Raw genomic sequence first — 19,404 nt, forward strand, 5'->3', positions numbered from 1 at the left:
GGCGCCGGTGGTGCAGTGTCAGACCGTTCCGCAGATGTCGCAGATGGCGTGAATGTACATTTTGACACAGTCGATGAATTGCGTCCGACGCACGCGTTCGTCCGGCATGGTGTTGAATTCACCGCCCGGCCCGCACACGATCCCTTCCATGCCGGCGGCCGCAAGATGGGCGGCATCTGTCCCGAAAAACGATGGCGGTTTGATGGCACCTGTAGGCTGCGCCATGCCGCGCACCGCGAGATGGGCGGTGTTCATCACACCGACGATACGCGCGTCTTGGGGCACTTCGAAGGGTGGCATTTGGGGTTTGTTCTTGCGCACATCATGCGCCCCCAGCGTGGTTTCCAAACCGGGAAATTCGAGCTTGAGCGCATCTAGCATCTGTTCCAAATCGCGGATCACACCGGCGACCGACTGGCTGGGCGCATAGCGGCAGGTGCCGACAACCTTTGCGTGATCGGCAACCTGTGGGGGGCGCCATTCGTGAAATTCAGGGCCAAGCCCCGCCCGCAAAATCCCCACATGGCCACGGTTGACCGCCTTATGCGCAGGATCAGTGGCGCCCGAAAACGTGATGCCATTGATCCGGGGCACCAGGGCCGCGGCCGCAGCCAACGCATCACAGGCCTCTTCGCGTTTGGACAGATGGCGGGTGCTGCCGACAAGCCCTATCTCAAAACTGAACGCACCGGCGTGCAGGGTCAAAGCTTGTAGGTCGGTCGGTTCGGAGTTGATGAAATAATCCGCGCGCACGCCTTGTTCGATCATCCGCACCGTGCCGATGCCACCCTGAAGTTCGCCCACAACGAACGATAAAATCACATCGCCCTTTAGCGTCACCCCTGCGTTTTGGATCGTTTCGACCGCACATAAATACGCCGCATCGCCCGCCTTCATGTTTGACACGCCAATGCCATAGATGAACTCATCGTCGATCACGCCGCCCCATGGGTCGACCGTCCAGCCGGATGTCGCGGGGTTGGTATCAAGATGGCCGTTAAACAACAGCGATGCACCGCCGCCCGCGCCCTTTAGGGTGGCGATAGCATTCACGCGTTCGCCTTCGACGGGTTGCAGGTAGGAGTGCATGCCCAAATCGGTGCAGATATCGGCCATTTTGGCGGCCAACGCGCGTTCACCTTCGGTTTCGGTGTAGGATTTATGCTGCACCATGGCGGCCAACCGGTCGAGGCAGGCCATTTCATCGACGCGGGCGCAGATATCGTTGGGGGTCATGAAGGGGTCTCCGTGAATGTCCAAACCGGAGCATGCTGTGCAAGGTCGCGGGGCGGAATGTGGCAGGCGATAGAATGATCAGACGTGGCGTCGTGCACGGGCGGGGCTGCGGTGTCACAGCGGGCGTCGGGCTTATGCTGGCACCGCCCCGCGAAAGGGCACCCCTGAAGGCGCGTGGTGCGGGTGGGCAAGGTGCCCGACAACCGGATCCGACGCGTTTCAGACAGCGGATCAATTGAGGGCGAAGACGACAACAGCGCCTCGGTGTAGGGGTGATAGGGGCGCGCGTCCAAGGTCGCGGTTGTGCGGGTTTCGACGATATCGCCCAAATACATCACCGCGATCCGGTGTGCCAGATGGCGTAAAATGGCCAGATCATGGGTTATAAAAATCAACGCAGTGCCGGTTGTGGCCTGAATATCGCGCAACAATGCGACAATCGCGGCCTGAACCGACGCATCCAGCCCGCTGGTGATTTCGTCGCAAATAATGACATCGGGGTCGGCGGCCAAAGCCCGCGCAATCGCGACGCGCTGTTTTTCACCCCCCGACAGTTGATGCGGATACCGCATGGCGTAGCTGCCCGGCAGTTGCACCCGTTGCAGAATGCTGGCCACCTCGGCACTGCGCTGCTGCGCGTTCAGGTCGGGACGGTATAGTTTTAATGGGCGCGACAGGATCGTGCCGATGGAATGTCTGGGGTTCAACGACGAATCCGGGTTTTGGAAAATAATCTGAACGCGTGCGCGGTAGGCCCGGTCGATCTGCCGGACCGGTTGCCCGTCGAGCGTGATCTGCCCGTCGTAGGGGCCAAGCCCTGCCAATGCGCGGGCCAACGTCGATTTCCCGCAGCCGCTTTCACCGACCAGCCCAAGGGTTTCGCCCCGGTGCACCGTGATGGACGCGCCGTTCAGTGCCAAAACCGGCGCAGTGGCTCGCCCCAACACGCGCGCCAACCACGACGACCCATCAAACCGGGCGTTCATGTCTGTCGCGCGCAAGGCCTCGGTGGTGTCGGGCACGGGCAGAGCCTGCGGGGTGGTATCGGAGGAGGTGCTGGCCAAGCTTTCGGCGCGCGCGCATGTGATCCGCCGCCCGCCAAGGGGCCGCGCGCGCACCGGCGCGATATCGCAGACATGTGGTTGGTGGTGCGGGCATTGATGGGCATAGATACACGCGGGCAACGGCCCGGTGCGCGGGGCCGGGGCATGGGCCAGATTGGACACCAGCGACCTGCCAGTCCGGCTGTCTGAGGGGCGCGGTAAGCTGGCGATCAAGCTTTGTGTGTACGGGTGCACGGGGTCCGCAAAGAGCACATCAGGCGTGGCTTCTTCGACGATCTGGCCGCCGTAAATCACCGCAACTCGGTCGGCGATGTCCGCGACCGTTCCCAGATCGTGGCTGATGAACAGCCCCGCGATGCCGGTTGTGGTTTTCAGGTCGCGCAGCAGATCCAACAGCGTGGCGGCGGTTGTTGCATCCAGAGCGGATGTCGGTTCATCGAACAAGATCAGATCGGGCTGGCACGCCAAGGCCAAGGCCAACACGACGCGCTGTTTTTCACCGCCCGATACTTCGTGCGGGAACCGGGCCATCATGGCGGCAGGATCGGGCAGCCCGACGGATGCAAACAGATCATGCGCCGCCGTGGCGATCCCGTGGCGCGCAAGCGTTTCATCAAGGTGGTCGCCAAGGGTTTGCACCGGATCCAGCGCCAGCGCCGCGTTTTGGAACACCATCGCGATGCGTTTGCCGCGCATCCCATGAAGGTGCGTGTCGGAGGCCTGCGTCAGGTCGACATCGGCCAAGGTGATCGCGCCGGCCTCGTGGGTCACGCGGCCGGGCAGGTCGCGCATAATGGCATTGGCCAGTGACGATTTCGCAGAGCCGCTTTCGCCCACCAACCCAAGAATTTCACCGGGCCGGATTTGCAAGGAAATATCCGTCAGGATGCGCACATCGCCCGCCCCTGTGCCGTAGGTCAGCGAATAGTTCGAGATGTCCAAGACCATTGCGTTAGTGCTCCGTTTTGGGGTTGAGCACATCGCGTAGGCCGTCCCCCAGCAGGTTAAACCCGATAGCAACCAGCGCAATGGCGGCCCCCGGTGCAATGATCGGCCAAGGCGAGCGGAACATATGTTCGCGCCCCTCCGAGATCATCAAACCCCATTCCGGCGAAGGCGGTTGCGCGCCCAGCCCCAAGAACGACAAGGTGGCCAACGTCATGATGGCAAAGGCCACGCGAATGGTGGCCTCGACGATGATGGGGGCGGCGACGTTGGGCAGAATTTCGGCCAGCACGATCCAACCGGGTCCTTCCCCGCGCGAACGTGCCGCCGAGACATAGTCAAGCGCGCGCACCTGCAAGGTCACCGACCGGGCGATCCGCGCCATGCCGGGCGCAAAGGCAACGCCGATGGCGATGACCGCGTTGATCGCCGACGACCCAAGCGCAGAGATGATCAAGAGCGCAAACAACAACCCCGGAATGGCCATAACTGCATCGACCATGCGCATGATGATTTCGTCTAACCAGCCGCCCAGATACCCCGACACGATGCCCACTAACGACCCAACGGCGGTCGCGATGACCGTCGCCAACAGCGCCAAAAGCACGGTAGACCGTGCGCCAACCATGATGCGGCTGGCCAGATCACGGCCAAACCAATCGGTGCCTAACGGAAACGCGCCTGACGGGGCTTCGAACCGGTTGGCAAAGTTCATTGTTTCGGGGTCAGCCGGGGCCAGCGTGGGGCCAAAGACCGCCAAAATCAGGACGCATCCTGTCAGGACAAACCCCAAAAGCCCCTGAGGATTTCGCGCAAGGCGTTTGAGCACGCTCATGAGAACTGGATCCTTTTGTCAAGCGCCGCATAGGCGAAATCTGCCGCCAGATTGGCCAACGCGTAGGTCATCGACATGACCAGAACACCGGCCTGCAACATCGGTAGATCGCGGTTTTGAATGGCCAAGATCAACTGTCGACCAACGCCGGGAAAGGCAAAGATTTCTTCGACCACGATGACCCCGCCGATCAGATACCCAATATCCAGGGCAATGATCGTGATGGCCGGCAGCATGGAGTTGCGCAGCGCGTGTTTATACAGCACCTGACGCCGCGACAGGCCGCGCAACCGGGCGGCACGAATGAAATCGCTGTTGAGGGTGTCGACCATTTCGGAGCGAACCATGCGGCTGATGTGGGCCATCAACACAATCGAAAGAGTGATCACTGGCAGCGCCATATGATGCAGCGCATCCAATGGGTTATCCAACGGCGACGTATACCCAGAGGCTGGAAACAACCCCACAGACGGCCCCGCCAACCACGCCAGCAGCAGCGTCGCCAGCACAAATTCGGGCAGCGAAATGCCCAGATAAGACACGATAGATACGCCAAGATCCGCGATCTTGCCACGTTTGGCCGCAGCCACCACACCCAATGGGATAGCGATCAGACTAACGGCGATCAGCGACAAAGCCGCCAGCATTGCAGACCGGCCAAAGGCGTCCAGAATAGTCGGTCCAACCGGTTGTCCGGTGCGCAGGGAGGTCCCGAAATCACCCTGCAACACCCCGCCCAGCCAATCCAGATACTGGACCGGCGCAGGACGGTCGAGCCCCAGCCGCGCAGCCAGGGCCTCCATCGCTTCGGGGGTTGCGTTTTCGCCCAGGATCATCACGGCGGCATCCGCCGGTAGCAACTGCGTCACACCGAACACGATGATCGACACAACAAAGGCAGTCAGCACCATATACAGCAGGCGCTTGACGAGAAATGGTGCTGACATGACTGGTTTACCGTGTTGGCGCGTCGGCGCTTAGGGACACGCGGTGCAGTGCATAGTTCGCGCCGCGTGGGTGTTGGGTATAGTGTTCAACGTATTGGGCTTTGGCGCCCAACAGATCGAAAAAGACGGGCACCAAGGCGGGCACGTCAGTGCGCATCAGGGATTGGGCCTGACCATAGAGGTCGGCGCGTTTGGCGGCGTCCACGGTGCGGTCTGCTTCTTGGACCAGCGCATCAAAAGTGGTGTTGTTCCATTTGGTTTCGTTCCACGAGGCGCCCGAGGTGAACAGCAGGTTAAAAATCGTGCCCTCGGTCGGTTGCATATTGTAAAAACCCACATAGAACGGTCCTTTTTTCCAGACCTGATCGAGGTAGGTGGGGTGATCCATCGTCTTGACCGAGATATCAAACCCAGCAGGCCGTGCCATTTCGCGCAAAACAACGGCCATCGCGCTGCGGTAGCCCGGTTTTTCTGACGCAACCAGTTCCAGTTCTAACCCATCGGGGTACCCTGCCTCGGCCAGCAACGCTTTGGCGGCGACCGGGTCGTAGGTTTTGACCGCGTCATCGGCAAAATACGCGTAGGCCGCGTTCACGGGGCTGTCGTTGCCTGCGGTGCCGTAGCCTTCGGCGACAAGCTCAACCATGGTTTCGCGGTCTACCGACATGGCCAAGGCCTGACGGACGCGCGGGTCAGACCACGGCGCTACCTGCGTGTCCATCACAACATCCAGAAACCGCCCCGAAGGAGTACGCAGCCCATCTATGCCATCGGTGGATGATATGCGTTCGAAATCAGTGGGTTGCACATCCAACATCATATCGACCTCGCCCGCTAACAACGCGGCCGTTGAGCCCGCCGCATCAGGGAATGTGACGACCTCGACGGTCTCAAGATAGGGCTGACCGGGGATGAAATAATCGTCGCGCCCCTCGAGAATGACGTTTTGGTCGGCGTTGAATTGCGACAATTGGAACGGGCCAGACCCCACAGGTGTCCGCGCGAGGCTTTCGAAATCATCGGTGATGATGCTGGCGGGCAGCACCTTGGCGGTCGGGTAGGTCAAGGCAACGGGCAGGTCTGCGAAAGGCCCGTCTGTGGTAAAGACCACGGTGTTGGCATCTGCGGCGGTGACGGTCGCGATGGGCCCCAGATTGCGTCGGCCAGGGGCCGCCGTTGCCGGATCAAGCAGTTTGGTAAAGCTGGCAACAACGTCTTGCGCGGTGACGGGGGCCCCATTGGAAAACATGGCGTCGGTGCGCAGGGTGAATGTCCATACGCTGGCGTCCGCATTTGCGGACCATTCGGTCGCAAGGTCAGGTTGCGCGGTCATGTCGTGGCCCAAGGTGGTCAGCCCGGAATACAGCATTTCTGCGATCATATATTCGGGGTTGGTGCGCACCAACATCGGGTTCAACACTTGCGGCGTGATGTTCACGCTGACCCGAAGCGCGCCACCGGGTGCGACGTGACCGTCGGCGAGGGCGGGCAGGGCAAAATTCAATGCGGTTACAGCGGCAGTTGCACGCAGCAAGGCGCGCCGGGTCAAATGTGTCATCAAGAGGTCTCCATGTTGGGGGGTGTTTGTTTCCGTTGATCGGAACTTGTTGGAAAATCAGCAGATAGAAACAGTGCGACAGCATGGGCGAGCGTTTCCATGTCGTCGACGGTTGTGTGTTCGTCGGGTCCGTGCACGGCGGCATCTGGGCGCATCAACCCGCCCAACAGCATGTGTTGGATGCCCGCCTTTTGCACCCAGCCGAAGTCGGACGAGGTGCCAGACCCATAGAGCGTAAACTCATCGACCGGTAGGTCAGCCGCCACCGCGCGGGCCTGTGTCCACCGGTCGGTCCAAGGGCCCGAGGGGTCGGTGACCGGGGGCAAATGGCCGATCTGATCGGACCGCCAGCCGCGCAACCGGGTCTTGGTGATCGCCGCGCGCAGTGTCTGGTCGATTTCTGCTCGCACAGCGTCTGGGTTTTCTTCGGGCAGATAGCGGCGGTTGATCACAACCCGGCATTGCCCCGGCAACGCGGACCCTTTGTCACCCGCGCGGATCGCGGTGATCGATAGCCGTGCACATAAATCGGGCGCGCCGGGTGGCGGGGGCATGGCCGTGGTGCGGGTTTCTATGTCTTGGCGCAGACCCTGTAGCGCGGCCAACACCGGCAACATTTCTTCGAGCGCATTGATGCCCTGATCAGGGCGCCCTGAATGGGCGGCTAGCCCTTGCACGGTCACGGCGATATCCATCGACCCCAGACACCCGCCCCAAATACGCGGCTGCGCGCCGCCGTTCAGGTTGAGCAATACATCCGGCAACGTCCGTGTTTCGGCCAGATACCGAATGCCGGGGTAAAGCCCGCCTTCTTCATCGGTGCAAATCGCCAAAACAGGGCGAAAGGCCAGCGCCGTTTCGGTTTGTTTCAGGTGACGCAGGGCGGCCAGGACGGCCGCGATGCAGCCTTTCATATCTGCGGTGCCGCGCCCAAATAACCGCGTGCCCTCGCGGGTGAGCATCAGTGGCGGGCGGGTCCATCCATCGCCAACGGGCGCTGTGTCGGCGTGAAAATAGATCAGGGCTTCGGGGGCGTCTGCAGGCCCGATGTCGGGTCGCAGCACCAGATTAACGCGTGCGCCTGTGACCCCGTCGGCTTGCCATAGATGGGGCGGCACGGCCACCCGTTCTGCGCGCCCGCCCAGATCCGCGGCGCGTGTCTCGATCAGGTCGCAAAACGCGCCGTAACTGGCAGCGGGCGGAAAGCAAGTGTCGCATGCAATCAACGCAGATAAATCCGCGTGCATGTCTTCGTAAGAAAGTTGTGATTTACTCGTCTTGCTCATTCCTATATAGTTTATGGAAATTAACTGTCTTGCAAGGAAAGATATTTAATATATGTCAGATACTTATGAAAAAGCCGTTGGCGCCGCTTTGACGGCCACCCCCCTTCATGAGCAAGTGACAACCCGCATTGCCGCGCGCATTGCAGACGGCCAGTGGCCCGAAGGATTTGTGTTGCCACCAGAAGCTGAACTGGCGCGCCAATTGGGTGTGTCTTACGGCACGGTCCGCCGTGCGATGCAGGCGCTGACCCAAGACGGGTTGGTGATCCGCCGCCGCCGCACTGGTACGGTGGTGACAGGGCGCGCGCCGCGCCATTCGTTGGATCGGTGGTACAAATATTATCGGTTGCACAGCAAAGACGGCCAATTGGTCAATACAGAAACCCGCAACATTGATCTGTATGAAGACACCGCGACCCTGAAAGAGGCCCAGCAATTGCGCCTGACAGAAGGCGCCCCGATTGGGCGGATCACGCGGCTTCGTATCTCGGATGGCCGCCCGGTGATGATCGATAGGATCGCGCTACCGATTGGGCGATTGTCGTCGTTCCCGCAAAAGCCTGAAGACCTGCCGCCGTTGTTGTACAAATGGCTGCTGGATGAACACGGCCTGCGGTTGGGCGCGCTGCGCGAAGAGGTGACTGCCCGGATCGCGAATGACGCGGACAGGCGGTTGTTAAACCTCGACGGGGCCGCGCCGGTTGCGTTGTTACAGATCGACGAGGTCGGCTATGATCTGCAGAACGAGCCACTGTTGGTCATGCAACACTCTGCGTTGACGGACGAACATTGCTACATAAACGAGGTGCGGTAATCCGCACTGCCCCAATTCGGGCTACATACGCCCCGTGATTTGGACGTGTATCGTGAAACCGATCCCAAACGCCTAAACGACTAGCGGGCTTTCAAACCTTTTGGCCCGCAGCACGCACTCACCGACAGAGGGTTGCTCTTTCCGAGCGCCCCGTCGGAGAGGAACGCAGCAATGCACAAAGGGGCAACCATAGCGACAGGCACCTTGATTGCACTGGCGGTTTTGGCAGCACCGGTTGCGTGGCAACTCGCCAAGACGCCGCAACCGGACATAGACAGATTTACCAAACTGCGGTCTGACACCGATGCCTTGCGTCAGGAAATCATCGCGTTGCGCGCCCGCGTGGACGGTTTGGATGCGCGCACTGCCATAGACCTGCGCGCGGTTCCGCCTGCCGATTTGCCCCGTTTGCCCAAGGCCGGACCTGCCCCGGAACTGCCTGACCCTTTGCGCCAGAACTTTGCGCAAGTGGTGCAGATCGCCGACCGTCGCGACGCCAACGCAGGCCTTTCAGTGGCGTCGCCCCGGTTTTTGCGCGACACCTTTGGGCCGCCACGCGCGGACCTGACCAACGACTGCCAAGGCCTGACAAACCCAAATCTGCGCGCCCTGATTGCAACAGAAGACGTAGGGCCCATTCGTGCGCGGCTTTTGACGCCGGCGCTTGCGTCGTTGCGTGGTGTTTTTGCAGAGGTGGCGACCCATGAACCCGCTCTGTATGATCGCATCGCGTCGTCGGGGTCGCTGTGTGTGCGGTTGATCCGGGGGTCTGCGGCGGCGGCATCGGCGCATGGGTATGGGCTGGCGGTCGATCTGAACATCGACGGTGAACTTGACCCTTTCGCAGACGGGCAAACGCAGCTTGGCCTTATCTTGCTGGCAGATTTTTTCCACCGGGCGGGCTGGATCTGGGGGGCTGGGTTCAGCCGCGAGGATTCCATGCATTTCGAGGTCAGCCGTGAAAAAATCGAGGAATGGCGCGCGCTCGGGTTGCTCTGAACCCGGCGGCGTTTGCAATAAATTACACCCTCACGTTGAACCTTTTGCGCCGCGGCCAGCACTTACCTAACGACACATTCGTCACCTGATCACTTGGAAAAGGAATTTCAAAATGCCGACACCCAACCTGGATACGGTTCGTAAAAACGCAGCACTTCACAAAGTTTTTGTTGCCTATATCAAGGCAAAACACCTCGGGAAACTTTATGCTTTTGTTTTGAAAACGGACAATCCGCTGAAGGCGATCGAGTTCTTTTTCAATGAGGTCAACAAGGCAGAAGAAAAATTCATTGGCAAATACCGAAATCCGGTTTTGAAGGCCTGGAGCATTACCAAGACTAACGTGGAAGCCAAAATGCGCCGCGACGGTCTTGACCCGGACGGCGCCGACAAAGGCAAGGTCTGGGACATCGTCGCCGAAGATCGCGCCTTTCACGGTATCTTTTTCAAGACAATGGAAAAGATCGACGAATTGTTTGATGGCCTGTCCCAAAGCCCCGAATTCCTGAAATCGGCCCCCTACAAGGCCTACGTCAAAGCCGAAATCAAGAAACAGGCCAAGGGGCTGAGAAAAAATCTCAAGTTGGATGCGGAGCTCGATGACATCATCGGTTTGGCGTTTGCGGTGCAAACGGGCGATGCAAACAGCACACGCAACCTGTCTGATCTGATCGCCGAGGTCGAAACCAAGACCAAGAAAAAGAAGACCAAGGGCAGCTCAATTGTGTCTGATATGAAAAAGGCGCTGACGCAGTTTAAATTCTAATCTGTGCGTATCTTGATGGGCCCTGTATGTGGGGCCCGTCTGGCCATGGTGGGGGCGAAGATCGAGAATGTACGCACGCACCGGAAATCGGAACGGGCGTCAAACCCTTGCATGGGCGCGGCCAACGGGTAGTGTTGAACACGCATTTCACGACAATCCCTAGTCCGCTCATCTTTTTTTTCAAAAAACGTCGTTTGCGGTGAACCTTTTCTCGCCGTGCGCGCACTAACGATCAGAGACAAGGGAAATTTGGTTCATGTGGAAGTTGAGATCTATCACGACGAAAGGCAAGGCACCGGCTGCGCTTGGCGATGATGCGCTGATCAAGGCCATCGCTGGCGGCGATGTATCGGCCTTTGAGCATATTCATAAAAAGTACTTTCCCAAACTGATGCATTTTGCGCGCCGGATCACCGGCAGTGCAGAGGTGGCCGAAGAGGTCGCAAATGACACGTTGATGACAATCTGGCGCACAGCGGACCGGTTTGAGGGGCGTTCCAAACCGTCGACCTGGATTTTTGGCATTGCCTACCGCGTGGCGTTGAAACAGCGCACCAAATTGATGCGCCGTGCAGGCGACGTAGAGCTTGACGAGGGCATGGTGGCCGATCAGGCCGACACAGCCGAGACCGTGATGCGCGCAACGGACCTGAAAAACGCGCTGGACCAGTTGAAGCCCGAATTGCGCGCGGTGGTGGAACTGACGTATTACAACGGTTATCTCTATACCGAGATCGCCGAAATTCTGGACTGCCCCGTGGGGACCGTTAAGACACGGATGATGACCGCACGGCGCCGTTTACGCGACATCCTGGGGGATGAGGACTTTTCTGACGATGAAAAAAAGGGTGGTGAGCATGCCGTTGCGTGATGACACTTCGAACGATCCACAGAGCGAATATGACGAGATATGGGGGCTGATCCCGTGGTACGTGAATGGCACGCTGCCGCAGGCCGACGCCGCGCGGCTTGAGGCGTTTGCAAGCACCGATACCACCATGACGGACGAGATCCGACGTCAAAGGAACCTGGCGCAGAAAGTGGTCAAGACGGACCCTTTTGACGTGCCCCTGCAGCGCAGTTGGGAGACCCTGCGCGCGCAGGCCGAGGCTGATCTCAAAGCCCGCACACCGGTGGACACACGCGGTGGTTGGTGGGATGCGCTGCAGGGGCGTGGCAAAGCAGCTTTGGGTGGTTTGGCCATTGCCTGTTTGGCGTTGGTGATGGTTGTGCAATTCAACGCGCCTGTTGAGGATGGGTTTGTCACCCTGACCAGCGCGCCGGATGGGGATGCCCCCACCATTCAATTCCAACCTGCCGCAGGTGTGGAAACGACGCAGCTTGCCGCAGTGTTGGAGCCTATGGGCGTGCTGGCCATCGCCGGTCCTTCGGAGGCAGGCGTGTATTCTGCAATTCTCGCCGAGGGCGCGGATGTGTCGGCGGTGGCGCAGGCCATGATGGCCGCAGAACAGATTGCATTTGCAGCCCCACGAGCAGATCAATGACCCGTTTCATCGCCTGCTTGGCACTGCTGACGTTAATCTGGGTCCGGCCTGTGATGGCGCAAGATTGGCAATTGGCCAATGCCGATACCCTTGCGCCCGCGACCTTTCTGATCTTGACGATCCCGCGGGATGACCCAGAGGCGCTTGCCGCTTTGGGGGACAGGTTAGAGGCAGATTTCAACGTTCCGTTGACGGCTGAATGGCCGTTGAATGCGCTTGATGTGCATTGTTTTGTCTTTGATGCCCGCGATGTCGCGGATGTGCAGGAGCTGATCGACCAGATGGAGGCGGACACTCGCATCCGCACGGTGCAACGTATCCGCAATTTTACCCTGACAGAGATGTATCACAGTGATCCACTGCTACCGATGCAATGGGCGTTAAAAGGGATGCAAGTTTTGCCCGTGCACAGCAAATGGCGTGGCGAAGGCGTACGCATCGGTATCGTGGACAGCGCGATTGATCGCGACCACCCTGATCTTGCGGGGCAAATGGTGGATCTGCGCGATTTCGTGGCCGCCAACCCCGAACCAGTGGCCGAAGCCCACGGCACTGCCATCGCCGGGGTGATCGGGGCGGGTGTCACCAATGAGGGCATCGTGGGTGTCGCCCCCGGCGCCCAGATGGTCGGGCTGCGCGCGTGTTGGCAAGACGGCAGCACGCCAGGTGTTTGCAACAGCTTTTCACTGGCGCGCGCGATCAACTTCGCCATTCTCAATGACATCGACGTGCTGAACCTGAGCATTGGCGGGCCGGATGATCCGCTGTTGGCCGAGCTGATCGAGACCGCCTTACAGGCCGGGATCGTGGTTGTCGCGGCGTCCGGCGAGGGTGATGCGTTGGTCTATCCCGCCGCTTTGGATGGCGTGATCGCAGCCGGGCAGGGGGTCGGGAAAAGCGTGCCCGCCCCGATGATCGATGTTTTGACCACGGCACCGGGGGCAAGCCACCGCTATGCGTCGGGGTCCTCTATTGCCACAGCGCATGTGTCGGGGGTGGTTGCATTGATGCTGGCCAAAGACCCGGCGTTGACGCCCCGCCAGATCGCTCAAAAACTTAGCGCGGCGATTTATGCAACCGAAACGCAACCGATGCTGAGCGCCTGCAAGGCGACGTTTGGACCAAACGCAGAGTGCGCATTGTGACACGCGGTGCTTTTTTGCGGTGCGTGATGCAGGTGTTTTGTGTCGCAGCGCTGGGTCTTGGTACGCCGGTTGGGGCGCAAACGCGTATCGTGGGCATGGTGGTGTCTTCGGGGTCCGAAACGGCGCGGGCGGATCAGGTCTTACAAAGCCTGACGGCACTTGATGCGGAAATCTTGCAAGCCAGTGATCCCAGCAACGCGCAGCTGCGCGCCATGATGCGGCGGTTTGCGCAAGAAGCATCGCAGGCGGACGCCGCGATCGTGTTTCTGGACATGCCCGCCGTGACAGTCGGAGACCGGCTTTTTGCGCTGCCCCGCGACACAAGGCTCACCCGTGCGAGCGATATTTTCACCCAAGCCGTACCCCTGCGCGCCTTTGCCCGCATGACCGTCTTGGCCGAACGCGGTGGTGCTGTCATCTTGTCGGTTGGTACGCCGCCTGAAGACCTGTCACCTGACATGAACGCCGCCACAACCGCGCCCGCGCCGCTTGGTGGCGTTAGTGAAATCCTTGTGGTGCCTGCGCTGGCCGCTGGGGGCGTGCTCGACATCTTTGCACGCGAAACCACGGGGCCGCGCGTGGACCTAAGCACAGTACTTGCCCGTATGGCGGCGGTGCCGGGTGCCACGCTTTCGGGCACCCCTGCGGCACCGATTATTCTGCGCGCGCCCAAAGCTCTGCCGCCTGTGGTATTGCCGCAGGTCGTGGCCGGCCCCGAAGCCACCCCCCCAGCATCCACAGAAGAATTGGCGGTGCTCGAACAATCGTTGTCCCCTCCGGTTCGGCGCGATCTGCAACGCGCCCTCCGCGCGCAGCGGCACTACAAAAGGCTGATCGACGGGATCATGGGTGTGCAGACACGCGCAGCCATCCGTGGCTTTCAAGAGACGCGCACCGAGGCCGACACCGGCTTGTTGACGCCCCGCCAACTGTTGGAACTTTTGGCGCAGGGATGAACCTTTTGGCCCTGCGGGGGCACTTACCCTAGAGACAATAAGGGTAAGTGCACATGGGCCTTCGGTTCAAATATAATCTGGTTCTGATCACGGCGAGCACCCTCGGGGCTGCCGCGGCCGTGGCCATCAGTTATGCGATGGTCAAGGACAGCGCGCTGCGTGATGTGGAACGCGAGGCGCAGCTGATGCGCGCCAATGCAACGGCTGTGCGCAACTACACGCTGGAACACATCGAGCCGTTGCTTCGCACCGATGGCGATATCCTTTTCCAGCCCGAGGCCGTCACGTCTTTTGCCGCACGCCGGGTGTTTGAAGCCGTCACCAAGGCCTTTCCGCAGTATCATTACAAAGAGGCCGCGCTGAACCCGCTGAACCCCGCCGATTTGCCCACCCCCGCAGAGGCCGAGATGATCGCGCAGTTCCGTGCGGATCCCGAACTGACCCAGCTTTCAGCGCGGATCGAAACAGACGCAGGCGCGCTGTTGATGATGGGCGCGCCGGTCACGATCTCTAAGACCGGATGCCTGAATTGCCACGGCAGTGCCGATACGGCCCCTCCGGCCTTGGTGGATCTTTATGGATCGGCCAATGGGTTTGGCTGGAAAATGGGCGAAACGGTGGGCGCGCAGATCGTCACGGTGCCTCTCGAAGTGGTCGCGGACCGGGCCCGTGGGACAGCCGTGATGGTGGCCATCGCGCTCAGCGTGGCCTTTGGGTTGGTGTTGATCGTGACCAATATGTTGCTGAGCCGCGTGGTGATCGGGCCGGTGTCTTACCTGACCAAGATGGCCGAAAAAGTCAGTTTGGGGGATTTCTCTGTACCCGAATACAACCGCAATTCGCGCGATGAAATTGGCTCGCTTGCGACGTCGTTCAACCGGATGCGCCGCAGCCTTGACCGCGCGATGTGGATGCTCGATGACTGATCACACCATCATTGCACCGGGCGGCCCGCAGCGGGTCGGCAAATACCTGATCCGCGCGCGTTTGGGCGAGGGCGCGATGGGCGTTGTCTATGAAGCGCATGACCGTGACATTGACCGCACCGTGGCGATCAAGACGGTGCACAAACACCTGATTGATGCCGCAGGCGGGGCCGACTGGCTGGCCCGGTTTTCGCGCGAAGCTCGCGCCGCAGGCCGGGTTTTGCACCCCAATTTGGTGACGATTTTCGACTATCTTGAACAAGACGGTCTGCCCTATCTGGTGATGGAACGCCTTGATGCGCAAACGCTAGAACAGCGCCTGACCGAGCCCCGGCCCCTGTGTCTGTCGCAGGTCGCAGACATCATGGCCCAACTGCTGGATGGTCTGGCGACGATCCATGCCGCCAAAATCGTGCACCGCGATATGAAACCCGCCAATATCATGCTGACCCAGACAGGCGGCGTGAAACTTACTGATTTTGGCATCGCGCGGTTTACCCAGATGGAACACACCGGCGCGGGCATGATCGGCACGCCGGCCTATATGGCACCCGAGCAGTTTTCAGGCGCGCAGGTAGATGCGCGCGCCGATATTTATGCGGCAGGTGTCGTGCTTTACGAAGTGTTGACCGGCCAACAACCCTATCGCGGCGGGGGCATCACGGCGGTGATGATGGCGGGCAAAGGGCAAAGCGCACCGCCGCCCTCAACCCATGCCACGGACCTGCCCACCGCACTTGATGCGGTGGTGATGCGTGCCATCGCGGCGGACCCGGCAGATCGGTATCCCGGTGCGGATGAGATGCGGACCGACCTGATGGCGGCCATCGGCGGGCATGGAGGCGCGCGCACCACACCGCGCCCCGCCGGGCAGGTGCCGTCAGCCGCAACTATGATAGGTAAGCTATCTGTGCTGACGATGCGCGGGCTGGAGGAAAGTTTGGTTTCTCAGATCGGACCCATCGGCAAGATACTCGCGCGTCGCGCCGCACAGACGGCCGTGACCCATGATGATTTGCTGACCCAATTACTGGATGAAATCACCGATCCTGCGGAACGCGAAGCCTTACGCCGCCAGATTTCCGGGCTGTTGCATGCCGACCCCGGGCACACACCCGGCGGGGTCGCCGAGGCTGACCTTGGGGTCATCATCGCGGCCCTGACACCGCATCTTGGGCCCATCGCAGGGACGCTTGTGCGGCGCCAAGCTCGGCACGCCACCAACCTGCCGCAGCTGCTTGATAGTGTGGCCGAGGCCATCCCCGACCTCTCTGCCCGTGCGGAGTTTTTGCAGGCGATCCAAACCCAATCCTCAAAAGGAACCTATGATGCCTGACCTCGACCTTGATGCCCTGTTGTTGCCCATCCACGACGATGCGCCGAGCGGCAATGATCTGGAATATGACCCTGATTTCATCGCCCTAGAGCAAGCCAGCAAACCCTCTGAGGAACGCGTGATCGGTGACAGTGTCATCCCCGCAGAGGACCCCGAATACGGGACCGTAGCAACGCAGGCCGCAGGTTTGCTGACCCGCACGCAGGATCTGCGCATCGCCGCGATCCTTGCCAATGCACAGCTGCGCACGCGTGGTTTGGACGGCTTTGCCAAGGCGTTGAAGTACATGGGCGGCGTGCTGGAAATCCATTGGGACCATGTGCATCCGCAACCCGACCCGGACGATGGCGATTTGACGATGCGTGTCAATGCGGTGCTGGCGCTGACCAGCCGCGAGGGGATCTTGATGTCGCTGAGGCAGGCGGGTTTGATCGACGGCCGTGGTGTTGGCCCCGTGTGTCTGCGCGACCTAGAGATCGCCAGCGGTGATGCCAATCCGGGCACCGGCAAAACGCTGGACGCACAGACCATTTCTGCGGTGTTCGCAGATGCCGGGGATCAGGTGGCGCAGAACCTGCGCATGGTGCATCAATCGCAGGCGGCGGTTGAACAGATTGGCGCGCTTTTTGATACCCATGTGGGCGCTGCGGGGCCTGATCTTGACCCTTTGCGCAAGATGTTGGTCGATATCGACCGCAGGCTGGCACCCTACACCGATGCCGCCCCCACGCCCGAACCACAGACACCCGCAGAGCCCACCCTTGACGCCCCGCCGCCGACGGCAAACGCGGGTGCGGCGATCACCACGCCACAGGATGTGACCGCAGCGCTTGACCGGATCATGGCGTATTATGCGCGCTATGAACCCTCCAGCCCGCTGCCCATTTTGTTGCGCCGCGCCAAGCGGTTGGTGTCGGCTGATTTCGTCACAATCATGAAGGATATGGCCCCCGAAGGCGTCAGCAATGTCGCGTTGATCGGTGGATTTGAACCTTTTGACGGGGACGAGGGCACTTACTGATCAGACAATGCCCGTTCCGGGCGATTTCAACCGCTTCGGGAAAGGAAACCCCAATGGCCAGCAGCCAGAAATTTATCGCCCGCAACCGCGCGCCGCGCGTTCAGATCGAATATGACGTTGAACTATACGGCGCGGAAAAGACCATTCAACTGCCTTTTGTGATGGGTGTTATGGCGGATCTGTCGGGCAAATCCGAAGAACCACTGCCTGCCGTGGCTGACCGCAAATTTCTCGAAATCGACGTGGATAATTTTGATGACCGCATGCGGGCGATCAAACCGCGTGCGGCCTTTACCGTGGCCAACACACTGACCGGTGAAGGCAACATCGCGGTGGACATGAATTTTGAGCGGATGGAGGATTTTTCCCCCGCTGCCATCGCCGAAAAAGTCGCGCCGCTGAAAAAATTGCTCGAGGCGCGAACCCATTTGTCGAACCTGGGCACTTACATGGATGGAAAGACAGGCGCGGAGGATTTGATGGCCAAGATCATCAACGACCCCGAATTGCTCAAGGCTTTGGCCGCAGCGACCGCACCGACGTCGACAGATGAGGGCTAGGCCATGAATGACGCACCACAAACCGCCGCGGCACAGGGTGAAACGATCTTTGGGTCATCCGATTTCGCCGACCTGTTGCAAAAGGAATTCCGCCCCAAATCCGAAACGGCCAAACGTGCCGTGGAAGAAGCGGTCCAGACGTTGGCCCAGCAGGTGTTGGAAAACGCCGATGTGGTATCGGATGACGCGCTGCGGTCCATCGATGCGCTGGTCGCGGAAATCGACACCAAGCTGACCGAGCAGATCAATGAGATCTTGCACCACGCAGAGTATCAAAAACTGGAAAGCGCTTGGCGTGGGTTGCATTTTCTGGTGAACAACACCGAAACCGACGAGATGCTCAAGATCCGGTTTATGGATCTGTCCAAAAAGGATTTGTCCAAGACGCTGCGCAAATTCAAGGGCACCGCGTGGGATCAATCGCCGATCTTCAAGAAGATCTACGAGGAAGAATACGGCCAGTTTGGCGGTGAACCCTATGCCTGTTTGGTGGGCGATTATCACTTTGATCACAGCCCGCGGGACGTCGAACTCTTAGGCGAAATGTCCAAGATCGCCGCCGCGTCGCATGCGCCCTTTCTGACCGGGGCGGATCCCGCGCTGTTGCAGATGGAGGGCTGGGATGAATTGGCCAACCCGCGTGATCTGACCAAGATTTTCCAGACGCCCGAATATGCCGCATGGCGGTCGCTGCGCGACAGCGAAGATGCGCGTTATCTTGGCCTTGCCATGCCACGTTTTCTGGGCCGTCACCCCTATGGCGCCAAAACCGATCCGGTTGAGGAATTCGCCTTTGAAGAGGACACAACGGGTGCAGGTTCGAACAAATACTGCTGGGTCAACGCGTCTTATGCGATGGCGCGTAACATCAACCGGTCGTTCAAGGAATACGGCTGGTGTTCGCGCATCCGGGGCGTGGAATCCGGCGGTACGGTGGACGGATTGCCCACCCATAGCTTCCCGTCTGATGACGGTGGCGTGGACATGAAATGCCCCACCGAAATCGCCATTTCGGACCGGCGCGAGGCAGAGTTAGGCACCAACGGTTTGATGCCGTTGATCCACCGGAAAAACACCGACACGGCGGCGTTTATTGGCGCGCAATCGTTGCAAAAACCAACCGAATATGACGACCACAACGCCACGGCCAATGCCAATTTGGCCGCGCGGTTGCCCTATCTTTTTGCGACTTGCCGGTTCGCCCATTACCTCAAGTGCATCGTGCGCGATAAGGTGGGTTCGTTCTCGAGCCGCACAGACATGGAACAGTGGCTTCAAGACTGGATCAGCCGCTACATCGACTACAACGCCGAAACCTCTACCGAAGAAGTCAAATCGCGCAAACCGCTGGCCGCTGCAGAGGTTGTTGTCGAAGAGGTCGAGGGCAATCCCGGCTACTACGACAGCAAGTTCTACCTGCGCCCGCACTACCAGCTTGAAGGGCTGTCCGTCTCATTGCGGCTGGTGTCGCGGCTGCCGTCCGAGACCGAATAACCCCAACATAT

At 60.1% G+C, this 19,404-nt stretch carries 18 protein-coding genes; 12 read left to right on the forward strand and 6 right to left on the reverse strand.

Annotated elements, in window-relative coordinates; translation table 11 throughout:
• Nucleotides 1-18 precede the first annotated feature (18 nt).
• From ABJH13_RS02135 to ABJH13_RS02160, 6 genes are read right to left on the reverse strand one after another with little or no spacing between them, the layout of a single operon-like run.
• Complete coding sequence (locus tag ABJH13_RS02135; protein ID WP_348404570.1) at nt 19-1,236, reverse strand: M20 family metallopeptidase; 1,218 nt, start codon at nt 1,234-1,236, stop codon at nt 19-21.
• Entirely contained in the window at nt 1,233-3,248 is a 2,016-nt protein-coding gene (locus ABJH13_RS02140) for an ABC transporter ATP-binding protein (protein WP_348404571.1), read from the reverse strand. The genes ABJH13_RS02135 and ABJH13_RS02140 overlap by 4 nt, the downstream gene beginning before the upstream one ends.
• 4 nt (nt 3,249-3,252) lie before the next feature.
• Complete coding sequence (locus ABJH13_RS02145) at nt 3,253-4,080, reverse strand: ABC transporter permease (RefSeq protein WP_348404572.1); 828 nt, start codon at nt 4,078-4,080, stop codon at nt 3,253-3,255.
• Nucleotides 4,077-5,027, reverse strand: coding sequence for an ABC transporter permease (locus tag ABJH13_RS02150; protein WP_348404573.1), 951 nt, complete (start codon nt 5,025-5,027; stop codon nt 4,077-4,079). The genes ABJH13_RS02145 and ABJH13_RS02150 overlap by 4 nt, the downstream gene beginning before the upstream one ends.
• Before the next feature lie 7 nt (nt 5,028-5,034).
• Nucleotides 5,035-6,585 carry an ABC transporter substrate-binding protein gene (locus ABJH13_RS02155; protein WP_348404574.1) on the reverse strand — a complete coding sequence of 517 codons (1,551 nt, stop codon included), beginning with the start codon at nt 6,583-6,585 and terminating at the stop codon, nt 5,035-5,037.
• Nucleotides 6,585-7,871 carry a M20 family metallopeptidase gene (locus tag ABJH13_RS02160; RefSeq protein WP_348404575.1) on the reverse strand — a complete coding sequence of 429 codons (1,287 nt, stop codon included), beginning with the start codon at nt 7,869-7,871 and terminating at the stop codon, nt 6,585-6,587. Before ABJH13_RS02160 ends, ABJH13_RS02155 begins: the two co-directional genes overlap by 1 nt.
• A 52-nt stretch (nt 7,872-7,923) precedes the next feature.
• Between ABJH13_RS02160 and ABJH13_RS02165 the strand changes: the two genes are divergently transcribed.
• From ABJH13_RS02165 to tssC, 12 genes are all read left to right on the forward strand, one after another.
• Nucleotides 7,924-8,685 (forward strand): GntR family transcriptional regulator, encoded by a 762-nt coding sequence (locus ABJH13_RS02165; RefSeq protein WP_348404576.1) that lies wholly within the window; start codon nt 7,924-7,926, stop codon nt 8,683-8,685.
• 171 nt (nt 8,686-8,856) lie between these two features.
• Entirely contained in the window at nt 8,857-9,684 is an 828-nt protein-coding gene (locus tag ABJH13_RS02170) for a M15 family metallopeptidase (protein ID WP_348404577.1), read from the forward strand.
• 112 nt (nt 9,685-9,796) lie between these two features.
• Nucleotides 9,797-10,450, forward strand: a complete 654-nt coding sequence (locus tag ABJH13_RS02175) for a hypothetical protein (protein WP_348404578.1) — start codon at nt 9,797-9,799, stop codon at nt 10,448-10,450.
• A 256-nt stretch (nt 10,451-10,706) separates the two neighbouring features.
• Nucleotides 10,707-11,321 (forward strand): sigma-70 family RNA polymerase sigma factor, encoded by a 615-nt coding sequence (locus ABJH13_RS02180; protein WP_348404579.1) that lies wholly within the window; start codon nt 10,707-10,709, stop codon nt 11,319-11,321.
• Nucleotides 11,308-11,955 (forward strand): hypothetical protein, encoded by a 648-nt coding sequence (locus ABJH13_RS02185; RefSeq protein WP_348404580.1) that lies wholly within the window; start codon nt 11,308-11,310, stop codon nt 11,953-11,955. Before ABJH13_RS02180 ends, ABJH13_RS02185 begins: the two co-directional genes overlap by 14 nt.
• The gene (locus ABJH13_RS02190; RefSeq protein ID WP_348404581.1) at nt 11,952-13,100 is read left to right on the forward strand and encodes a S8 family serine peptidase; all 1,149 of its coding nucleotides are present in this window, start codon (nt 11,952-11,954) and stop codon (nt 13,098-13,100) included. Before ABJH13_RS02185 ends, ABJH13_RS02190 begins: the two co-directional genes overlap by 4 nt.
• The gene (locus ABJH13_RS02195) at nt 13,097-14,056 is read left to right on the forward strand and encodes a peptidoglycan-binding protein (protein WP_348404582.1); all 960 of its coding nucleotides are present in this window, start codon (nt 13,097-13,099) and stop codon (nt 14,054-14,056) included. The genes ABJH13_RS02190 and ABJH13_RS02195 overlap by 4 nt, the downstream gene beginning before the upstream one ends.
• Before the next feature lie 53 nt (nt 14,057-14,109).
• Nucleotides 14,110-14,982 (forward strand): DUF3365 domain-containing protein, encoded by an 873-nt coding sequence (locus tag ABJH13_RS02200; RefSeq protein ID WP_348404583.1) that lies wholly within the window; start codon nt 14,110-14,112, stop codon nt 14,980-14,982.
• Complete coding sequence (locus ABJH13_RS02205) at nt 14,975-16,318, forward strand: serine/threonine-protein kinase (RefSeq protein WP_348404584.1); 1,344 nt, start codon at nt 14,975-14,977, stop codon at nt 16,316-16,318. The genes ABJH13_RS02200 and ABJH13_RS02205 overlap by 8 nt, the downstream gene beginning before the upstream one ends.
• On the forward strand, nt 16,311-17,339 hold the full coding sequence (gene tssA / locus ABJH13_RS02210; protein WP_348404585.1) for a type VI secretion system protein TssA: 1,029 nt from the start codon (nt 16,311-16,313) through the stop codon (nt 17,337-17,339). The genes ABJH13_RS02205 and tssA overlap by 8 nt, the downstream gene beginning before the upstream one ends.
• A gap of 53 nt (nt 17,340-17,392) precedes the next feature.
• Entirely contained in the window at nt 17,393-17,899 is a 507-nt protein-coding gene (gene tssB, locus ABJH13_RS02215; RefSeq protein WP_348404586.1) for a type VI secretion system contractile sheath small subunit, read from the forward strand.
• Nucleotides 17,900-17,902: 3 nt separating this feature from the next.
• Entirely contained in the window at nt 17,903-19,393 is a 1,491-nt protein-coding gene (gene tssC, locus ABJH13_RS02220) for a type VI secretion system contractile sheath large subunit (RefSeq protein WP_348404587.1), read from the forward strand.
• The last annotated feature ends 11 nt before the right edge of the window (nt 19,394-19,404 follow it).

The sequence above is a fragment of the Roseobacter sp. genome (assembly GCF_039970775.1).
Taxonomy (GTDB): Bacteria; Pseudomonadota; Alphaproteobacteria; order Rhodobacterales; family Rhodobacteraceae; genus Roseobacter.